10 protein-coding genes are annotated in these 9,058 nt (G+C 40.5%); 4 read left to right on the forward strand and 6 right to left on the reverse strand.

The window, feature by feature from the left end; all coding sequences use genetic code 11:
- Positions 1-59: 59 nt before the first annotated feature.
- The 4 genes from DQG13_RS29970 to DQG13_RS29985 form a co-directional block, all read right to left on the reverse strand.
- Positions 60-461 (reverse strand): hypothetical protein, encoded by a 402-nt coding sequence (locus DQG13_RS29970; protein ID WP_113023871.1) that lies wholly within the window; start codon positions 459-461, stop codon positions 60-62.
- Between the two features lie 205 nt (positions 462-666).
- Positions 667-2,610 carry a DUF3732 domain-containing protein gene (locus tag DQG13_RS29975; protein WP_113023872.1) on the reverse strand — a complete coding sequence of 648 codons (1,944 nt, stop codon included), beginning with the start codon at positions 2,608-2,610 and terminating at the stop codon, positions 667-669.
- Positions 2,607-3,089, reverse strand: coding sequence for a three component ABC system middle component (locus DQG13_RS29980; protein WP_113023873.1), 483 nt, complete (start codon positions 3,087-3,089; stop codon positions 2,607-2,609). Before DQG13_RS29980 ends, DQG13_RS29975 begins: the two co-directional genes overlap by 4 nt.
- Positions 3,090-3,099: 10 nt before the next feature.
- On the reverse strand, positions 3,100-4,287 hold the full coding sequence (locus tag DQG13_RS29985) for an ABC-three component system protein (protein ID WP_113023874.1): 1,188 nt from the start codon (positions 4,285-4,287) through the stop codon (positions 3,100-3,102).
- Positions 4,288-4,529: 242 nt separating this feature from the next.
- Here DQG13_RS29985 and radC point away from each other — a divergent pair, with 242 nt between their 5' ends.
- Together radC and DQG13_RS31985 are read left to right on the forward strand one after the other, a co-directional pair.
- Entirely contained in the window at positions 4,530-5,036 is a 507-nt protein-coding gene (gene radC / locus DQG13_RS29990; protein WP_397334030.1) for a RadC family protein, read from the forward strand.
- Positions 5,037-5,077: 41 nt separating this feature from the next.
- Entirely contained in the window at positions 5,078-5,143 is a 66-nt protein-coding gene (locus tag DQG13_RS31985) for a hypothetical protein (RefSeq protein WP_397334031.1), read from the forward strand.
- On the opposite strand, the gene DQG13_RS32055 is transcribed toward DQG13_RS31985, so the two are convergent.
- The gene (locus DQG13_RS32055; RefSeq protein ID WP_258525948.1) at positions 5,140-5,451 is read right to left on the reverse strand and encodes a hypothetical protein; all 312 of its coding nucleotides are present in this window, start codon (positions 5,449-5,451) and stop codon (positions 5,140-5,142) included. The genes DQG13_RS31985 and DQG13_RS32055 overlap by 4 nt on opposite strands.
- Before the next feature lie 17 nt (positions 5,452-5,468).
- Positions 5,469-5,816 (reverse strand): helix-turn-helix domain-containing protein, encoded by a 348-nt coding sequence (locus DQG13_RS30000; protein WP_113023876.1) that lies wholly within the window; start codon positions 5,814-5,816, stop codon positions 5,469-5,471.
- Positions 5,817-6,093: 277 nt separating this feature from the next.
- Between DQG13_RS30000 and DQG13_RS30005 the strand changes: the two genes are divergently transcribed.
- Entirely contained in the window at positions 6,094-6,918 is an 825-nt protein-coding gene (locus DQG13_RS30005; RefSeq protein WP_113023877.1) for a hypothetical protein, read from the forward strand.
- A complete protein-coding gene (locus tag DQG13_RS30010; RefSeq protein ID WP_113023878.1) occupies positions 6,915-8,885 on the forward strand; it encodes a stalk domain-containing protein in 1,971 nt (656 codons plus the stop codon). Before DQG13_RS30005 ends, DQG13_RS30010 begins: the two co-directional genes overlap by 4 nt.
- Positions 8,886-9,058 lie beyond the last annotated feature (173 nt).

Consider the following 9,058-nt stretch of genomic DNA (forward strand, 5'->3'; position numbering starts at 1 on the left):
TGCCCGAATGCACTACGCGTGTGCCCATTTAGGGGGCGTTCATGCTAAATTCGCAACACTCAAGTAATATGAAAAGAATAATTTAAGTACCAGAAAAATACAATTAAAACACTTGTATTTTTAGATTCTCCTCGCCCGTCAAAAAAAGTTATAGAAGAGGTGTAATCAAAAATAGCATTTATAAGATTGGAGTCTCCAAAGCTGATCTTTTCTGCTATTTGTTGAACTACCTGATCTCTATCGATGGTTCTTTCAACATCATGCTCCTTTCTCCAATCTGTTTCAGTGCTAAAATAGAATAGTACATCACTTAAGAAAGGTGTAATAAATTCTTGATATATGGATTTATTCTCTTTATCTTTTTCTCTTTTAGCAGTTAAAAAATGGGATATAAATTGAGTTCCTACAGCTGCGATCAGCGCTACTGATGCAGTAATAATCGCTGGAATATAATTGATCATTTGAACACTACTTCCTTCCTAATCGATTACACTTTTTATCTCTCATTATGTCAGTTGTAATTAGCCACATTTGTTGATTAACCAATTTCTAAGATATGTAAAGACGATAAATATATGTACCTATCCACCACTTTAGCAATTGCTTCGCCATCGGGTCGTTGTATGTTCAAACAACAATGGGATGTCACATTTTCTTTGATACGGGTCAATCCTTCTCCGGCCAACCAATAGGAATTAAACCATCAATTCCTTTTTTCCAACGTTTTTTCACAGCATTTTGATACTCGCTGCTATTTTTAAAGTCAGCATGTTCTAATACAATTACCTGCAATGATTCGCCGCGACGAGTTTCTTTAAATAGCAGATTGAAATATTGCATTAATGAAGAACGATCACTGTTTTCAGAAATTTCAACCAAATTAGGTTCTTCGTCTGGAGGGAAATAAGGGCGACTTATTTGATCAAAAAGGAGAACCCCTGGTACTGGCCTATTCTGTTGGGCAAAATGCCTATGGAACGCAAGTAAAACTGAAACATGCAAACTTAGGTAATTTTCATCTGAGCCAACATCACGCATAAATTCGATTCGGTTTCTAAGCGCAATCCCAACCTTCATATCTCTTAAATTCAAATATATTGGCTCTTCCCTGTACTTTTCTTCAAACGGTATCTCTTTGATTATTTCTCTTGCAGTAGTTGCAATCCTTAGCTCAATATTTGCTAATGCTTCCTTTTTGTAATCTGCATCTAATTCTTCCTCTAGTTTTTTTACCATTTCCTTTAATGTCACAATATTACTGCCAATTCTAGTTCCACCTCGTTCTGCCACTTTTGCTACAGAGCCCAAATAAAGATCAATGCTACCAACTAGCCTATTTCGTCTATCTTGTAAGTCTAATCCTGCTTCAAGGGTATCGTCTTCTTTTATTAACTGGCTAATTTCGAATTCGGTTTGAGTAATTTGTTCATTCATTGAGTACAATGTTTCTTGCAAATGATTTAGGTACTTATCCAGTTTCGGGCGTTCTTTCCTAACACTTGATAAATCATGTTGTACCTTCTTGACCATATCGTTAATGCTTTTTACCGCATTATTTTCTGTGGAAAGCTCTCTTTGACATAATGGGCAGCTACTAACTTCATGGGGCTTTTTATAAATATTAATTACTTCTAATCGTTTTCCCTGCGTGTTAGCTGTTGTTTCAAATTCGCTTGCACTTTCAATTGATTTCTTTGCATAATTGATCTTTCTTCTTATGATTACAGCTTCGCTTTGCAATCCAGTTAATTTCTCATAGAGGTTAGAAAGTCTGCCTTCTTGCTGAGAAGGCGAATAAGGCTTCCACTGGGAAACATCAAATAAGAGCTGCTGAATCGTTTCCTCGGTCAGATTAGGTGGAGGTGATTCACATAAACCCAAATCATAACTGTTATAAAGCAAAGCGTATGCTTTCGAAGTGCCTACGCCTGCAATACTATCATCCTCAGATTTTTGCTTTTCCAACCTTCTAATTTGCCTTGTTAAGTCTCTCATCTGTATTTCTTTTTGCATGGTTTCTTCATCAATTATTCCTAAATAATACGGGAGTGAATCAATAATATGCTGCCTTTTTTGGTATTCGTCAGTCCCTCTTAATAAAATGGACTTATTCGTAATAATATTGTCATCTTGAAGCATATAAGGTAAAACGGTCCTAATCGTGATTGATTTGCTATCGCGAATTGAGCCAAATGTTTCGGTTTTTACTTCCCCCATACCTAATAAGCTTTCAAACTTTCGCATGGAAGTATCAATATTAGTATGCGAAGGAATTTCTTCTGCTCTTTTTGGTATATTTACGTTTGTGCCTAATACATAATGTGATTCACTACTTGAATTCGCTCCTGCTCGAGGTACTTTTCTAAACACGGCAAACTGATTTTCATTCTTTTGCCATACTAATCCTGCCCAGCTAAGAGTTCTTCTAACATAAGCAGGTATATGGCATTCTCCTGAACCCATTACATAGTCAATAATTTCAGGTATTGCAGATTTTCCAGTCCTTGATTCACCAGTAATAATATTTACTTTTTCGAGGTCAAAAGTTAGTTCATTCTTTTCTCCATTATGGCTATATATAACAATTTTCCTAATGTTCCATCGTTTCATAATCTTAGCCCCAAACTATTATAAATATCGGAAACTGAATTTATTTGAGAAAACCACTTACCAAGTCTATTTGCTACTCTAACCATTTCATTAATTTCCTCAGATGAGTCTTTAATCTTATTTTTAGCAATACCTGAGTTATTTGAGAAGAGAACTCCATCTTCAGATATTTTTAAAACCTGACTTGCACTAGCAAATACAATAGCATTTCTTGTGACCTGGCTGCTGCTTTCGATCCTTATTTTAAGATTAACAAGCACTTTAGGATTCTTTGCAACCCACGTGTATAATCCGGTTCCGGCATTCGTCCCTTTAAACTCATCTCTTATTGTTTTGGAAAGTATTAAGGGAAGAGGTAAAAAAATAAGTGGGAATGGACAGCCTTTCTTTTCATTTGACTCATAGCCTTGCAAGAAAGACCATATAATTAGTCCACCAAGAGCGGGATTCGTTATTGTGAAAACATCCGTTGAAATCATATGTTCCCTCTTATTTATCCTGAGATAATTTATCTTTAAATTCGGGGTGCCATCCAACCTTTAACTCATCTGCCAATTGGTGATATGAACCATGTATTAAAAAATGCTGCTTCCATTCTGTTCTAATAGGGTTAATATGAAGATGCGATTCATTATGAACCCAATCCAACAAACAGCGACCTTTTTCCTTGCAGACATTTTCTGATTCACCTAACAAGTCATCCTTCATAGGAGCATGTCTGTCATCCCAAACTTGCCGTAATACCTCATCATATCCCTCTAATTCCATCGCATATAAAAGATCATCCTGTATCCATCTTTCTCTTTGGTTTCTGGCTCTCCATCTAGCAATAGCTGCTCGCTTTTTTCTGCTAAACCCTCCATTTACCAAATCAATTTGCTTTTCCATAAATCCACCTAATTCTGAATCTATGGAAGCAGGAGTTACGATTGAAAAATCATCAGGAAGATTATTATCTTGAAATTGAGCGATTAGGTAGTGGACATTAAAGACAAGCTCTGACTTAGTGATGCCATCCTTACTTTCAAGCATCCTCTTATCCCACCATTGCAGTAATCGCTCAGCAATTAATGGCCGCGACTTACTAACAGCCATATTTGATAAAATACGAATAACCTCAGCCTGCACTTGAAAAATGTCGAATGTCCGGGGCCTGATTAAAATTTTATTAACCAAGTTAATGCGCTGATCGGGACTTAACTTGTTAAATGCTAAACAACCATCGATTCTCGTTTCATATGGGAGAGGCTTTTTACCCATTGCTTTCGCTTTATTTCTGGCTTCAATAATTGAGTTTGCTTCATCCTCCATCAATCTAACTAAATCGTTTCTTTCAGAATCCTTTTGTACTAATTTATATAGCGGATCATCAGGTTTTACCTGATCAGCAGTAACAAAATACAATCTATGTTTAGCAGAATCGGCAAAGCTAGCCCAAATTCTTATGGTCTTCCAAAACCCATCATTTTTTATTGTAAGTGTTTTGGAATTATCTGTACTGTGCTTAAGTTGATAAAGATTGATCATGCTTCCATTTAAAGTAACATCATCATCAGCTTCTACCTGTACTCTATCTGTATCATCTTCTGCTTCATTCCATAACACTAACAGGGCATACAATGGCTGAAAGCGGTATCCCAGCATTGGATTTTTTGCAGAATGAATGTTTGTCGACATATCCATCTCCACCTAAACATGGGGATTAATAAAACCTACGATATATTGCATTATTCGTCATAACATTTCGTCGTTTAGGTCCCAATACCTTCCAAACATATGTTTGATTATGGAAAAATATACAACGATTTATTACACCTGCGACTTGCAAGTATATATTATTCTTATGAAAACTACCTAAAGCCGGACACGCAGTTGGTGTCCGGCTTTATCATTTGATCAATATATAGGAGGAATCGCCCATGTACCCACCGGAAGCCCTAAAGCATCTCGTCTCCGAGTCACTAAGGGAGCAGGCCAACAGTTACACTATTGAGGAGTTGTTCCAGCACTTTCCCACATCTAATGCTCTACTGGATGCTTCGGAGCAGCAATTAACGCTCATTAAGGGTATTGGCAAAGGGAAGGCACGACAATTGTCGGCCATTATGAAGCTGGCGAAGCTCCTGATGCTGCCATGCCAGCCACCGAGCGTCATTCGTTCACCACAGGATGTGTATTCGCTTCTAGAACCCGAATTGCGTTATGAGCAGAAGGAGCACTTTATTGGCCTGTTTCTGAATACCAAGAATCACGTCATCTTCAAGGAGGTGATTTCCATTGGCTCTCTGAATGCCACGGTGGTGCATCCGCGGGAAGTGTTTCATGCGGCAATCAAGCATTGCAGCGCTTCTCTTATCTGTGTTCATAACCATCCCAGCGGGGATACCACGCCTTCCTCCGAAGATGTTGAATTAACCAAACGTTAACCAAACGGTTGGCAAAAGCGGGGGAAATTGTCGGCATAGACGTGCTTGACCATATTGTCATCGGCGGACACAGCTTCTTCAGTCTAAAGGAGCATGGGCTGTTCTAGCCTATTTCTTCATTAAAGAGGTGATTCCCATGTTCAACGGAACAAAAATTATTTCCCAATCGGTTCAAGATGCTGTTCCCCTCTGGTTGCAAAACGTTATTTGGTACGTGCTTGAAACCATGGACATTCCAGTTCAGAGCGCCGTTCAATCCTTTCGATTGACCAGCCAACCGAAGACAGATGATCCCCGAAGCTACCACTTGACTGTACTTCATTGCCAGCAGCATCCTTATTACCGCAAAGAACACGCCCTTACAGCGCCGCGGCCTGTCACGGCTCACATTCTCGTCATTGATAATCCCCCACATTGCTTTATGCTCCTGTGTTAATGACGGGAATCTCGGAACCATAGAAGCTGCTTCACGAATTGGTACACCGCTTCCTGCTCGTTAGGGGTTCTATGCTTCAACTCAAACTGGATTTTCTCCATAAATGTCATATCCGCCGCGCTATGATCCAACAGGTCGAACTGAAAGAACTGCTCCAGCTCTACGTCCAAGGCCACGGCGATTTTTTCAAGCGTATCCAAGGTCGGAGACTTTTCCGCCCGCTCAATTTGCCCCATATAGCTGGTGTTGATGCCTGCCTTTAGCGCCAGCTTCTCCTGACTCAGGCCACGCTGCTTGCGCAAGTCGCGGATTACCTCTCCCACGCGAACTGCAATCTCACCCATTCATCCACCTCTATTTTCCAGCTTTATAGGAAAACGATAGAGGCTTCAAGGGATACAAACAACGCTTTATAGTCGCTTTTATTATCAGCGCCTATAGTCATTGATTTAATGGATCGAATTCGGTATACTTTTATCAGTTTCTAGATAATACAGGGACTTTTTTCCTAAAGAAGAAGGGACATCATCACACTGTTTCCACTTTGCAGCAAAGGATGTGAGACCTGACCAACCGATCTTTGCCAAGACTGCTAATCAAAAAATGAGAGGAGCAACCCCCATGAATACCTTTATTCTTCTTCTTGCCTTTGCCTATATCATTTATATCCTGATCATTAAGCCAGTTGTCGTAAACGCAAAGTATGGGAAAGACAAAACAGGAATCACGATTCCTGATGATCTTGACCCTGCTGAGCTTTTATCCCTCCTTCAGCAAAAGGGATTTACCTACCCTGAGTTAAAGAACATGCGCCATAACGAAAACGGTAATGTCGTAATTGAAGGCAAGTACACCTCACATGAACTGGTAATCCAAAACAACAAGCTCTTTGTCAAGCGCGGAAAAAAGGGTGGTTTGGGCAAGGAGACCAATTGTATTCTAGAGGCCGTAGTCATTGGGCACTACCTTGATAAACTCTTTAATCCAGCCGCGCCTGTAGATGCCTACAAGCAATTCGTTCGATTCAAAAGGGATAGAAAGAAGCCCGTGTTTATTCTGATTTTGATATTCTGCATTTTCTTGATTCCGGCTATCTTCGTTACAGGAAAAGAAGTTGCTCCACAGCTACAATCAAATCGTGTAAGCACTTCTTACCTGACCGATTACAGCAGCAAAGTGACTATTGGCGAAGCATTCGACAACTTCTTTAATGATCCTAAATGGAAGACTTATGAGCAAGGCATACAGAAATATGTGGATTTTCAGGGAGAAATTTTGTTCAACAATGAACCCGCTACCGCAGTAATCACATTTTCAATCCTCAATGACACCATAAAGGTAGAATCCATCAAGGTTGACAATGAGGAATTAAACCCGCTGGAGCATGACTCATTCTTCCAAACGGTCTATGAGGAAAGCACAACCAAGGAGGGTTCTAAAAAGTGAAAAAGATACGAAGCATGATTTTGAGCTTGGCTTTGATTGGAAGCATGATAATTGCGAACGCTTCTGCTTACGGTGCAGGTGAAGCAGAACTGCCCATTTTTAACACCATCGATTCTTACACCACCAAGATTAGTCTTAGTAGAGATGGACAATTTATGCTGACGGCAAGCGAATACGGAAATTCCATCTGGCATCTGGACAGCGGTAGAAGCAGTACATCTCCCAAACTGAAAATAGAGACAATTGAAGATGCTGCCTTCAGTCCCGATGGTTCTTTGCTTGCAGTAGCAGGCCGCTATGAAGGATTAATGTTTCTCAACCCCCAGTCCGGAGAAATCGTTGGAAGGGTGCTTGATCCATACGAATCTCAATATGGATTGGAGGAGGCTTTGGAGCCGGAAGCGATCCAATTCTCCAATGACGGAAAAACATTAATCGCGGGAATCCGAGCCGAACGAATCAGTATCATTGATGTTGACTCCCAAAAAGAAACCTATTCGGTGCCAATTCAGGGTACAGTTCAGAAGCTGGTTTTTAATCCGCGCAAGAATGAATTTGTATTGATTGGAGAGCAGAACAGCACTGGATATGGCAGCGGTTTGATGCAAATCCGGGACGGCGCTTCCGCCTCTGTTACCAAATCCTTCGGAATCATGTGGAAGGATTTCAGGAACGTTAATTTCTACGATGTGTCTTATTCTCCTGACGGCAAATTCATGGCTCTGTCTTTTGACAGTAGTGAAAATTCCGGGACCTTCATCTATGATGCAGCCAATGGGTATAACCAGATTGCCACTCTAAAAACATTCGGCAGCCTCTCATTCACTGCCGACAGTCAACTGCTTATCGTGGGTGACCATGCTTACCCCATTGAAAAGCAATTCAAAGAGAATTACAAAATCAATGCGTTAAATGCCAAATCACAAATTGCTCCCACGTTTTCCTATTTGACTGCCAATGGGAAATATCTTGTTGTCAGGCTTAATCAGGAAGCGAATGTGACCTTGTTGGACGCATCCGCATTGACTCTTCGTTTGGTCAAAATTGAAATTGAACCAGCTTCAATCAACTTGGGAGTCAACGAATCCCAAAAAATGCAACTGAACGGTCTTTATTCTGATGGGACCAAAAAGCAATTGGATATAGGGAAGGCCAAATGGACAGTAAAGGATTTCTATGTTGCAGACATGGAGGACGGCACGTTTTACGGGCGTTCTACAGGTTCTACAACCCTTACAGCACATTACGGTGATTTGGAGGCTTCTATCCCTGTTGCAGTTGCGAATAAACCAACGGGACTAAAGGCAAGCTTCATAAATGAAAGTGTAAAAGTACAATGGCTTGGCGTTGAGCATACTGACCTGCTAAAAGGCTATTATGTATATCGAAGAGCAACTGATGGGCAATATTCCTCCACACCGTTAACCGACTTCCCGTTACAGACTACGGAATTTACTGATTCTAACGTTGATGTTACGAAAGAGTACTACTATATTTGTAAGGCGGTATATAAAGAAGGGCTAGAGTCACAAGCATCCAATGAAGTCCTCGCAACTGCCAAAGCAAAACAAATTGTCATGCAACTGGACAATCCCCTTATGACGGTCAATGGAGTTGAAAAGGAAATTGATGAGGGGAACGGAACCACCCCTTTGCTGTATAATGGCAGAACTATTTTGCCAATCCGGGCTTTAATTGAAGAACTCGGAGGTACTCTTGAATGGCAGAATCAAGAACAAAAAATAACCATCCATCTGAATAGTTCGACAGTTATCTTGTGGGTAGATAAACCAACCGCATTGGTCAACGGAGTGGAGCAGACACTCGATGTAGCTCCCATTATTCTTAATGGCCGGACAATGATCCCGCTTCGTTTTGTAGGAGAAAGCCTTGGCCTGCATCTGGATTGGGACGGTGCAGAACAAAAAATCACACTGACTGTACAAGAGCCAGCCGCCAAAGGTTAACGAGCTAATAGAGAGGAACTGATCATGATTCCACAAACTATTTGAGGAATTGGAAATTTGATAATCTGGATGGAAATATGAAGGACCAAATTCTGGTCATTATTTCCGCTTCCTCGCTGTTAGCAGTTAATGCGCCTGTCAATACTGGGTAATATAAACCAGTACACGAGAGG

The organism is Paenibacillus sp. YN15, from assembly GCF_003285005.1.
Taxonomy (GTDB): Bacteria; Bacillota; Bacilli; order Paenibacillales; family NBRC-103111; genus Paenibacillus_AR.

Coding starts and splice junctions, on each gene's coding strand:
- DQG13_RS29970 (WP_113023871.1), bottom strand. CDS start 461: ATGATCAATTATATTCCAGCGATTATTACTGCATCAGTAGCGCTGATC.
- DQG13_RS29975 (WP_113023872.1), bottom strand. CDS start 2,610: ATGAAACGATGGAACATTAGGAAAATTGTTATATATAGCCATAATGGA.
- DQG13_RS29980 (WP_113023873.1), bottom strand. CDS start 3,089: ATGATTTCAACGGATGTTTTCACAATAACGAATCCCGCTCTTGGTGGA.
- DQG13_RS29985 (WP_113023874.1), bottom strand. CDS start 4,287: ATGTCGACAAACATTCATTCTGCAAAAAATCCAATGCTGGGATACCGC.
- radC (WP_397334030.1), top strand. CDS start 4,530: ATGTACCCACCGGAAGCCCTAAAGCATCTCGTCTCCGAGTCACTAAGG.
- DQG13_RS32055 (WP_258525948.1), bottom strand. CDS start 5,451: ATGTGGGGGATTATCAATGACGAGAATGTGAGCCGTGACAGGCCGCGG.
- DQG13_RS30000 (WP_113023876.1), bottom strand. CDS start 5,816: ATGGGTGAGATTGCAGTTCGCGTGGGAGAGGTAATCCGCGACTTGCGC.
- DQG13_RS30005 (WP_113023877.1), top strand. CDS start 6,094: ATGAATACCTTTATTCTTCTTCTTGCCTTTGCCTATATCATTTATATC.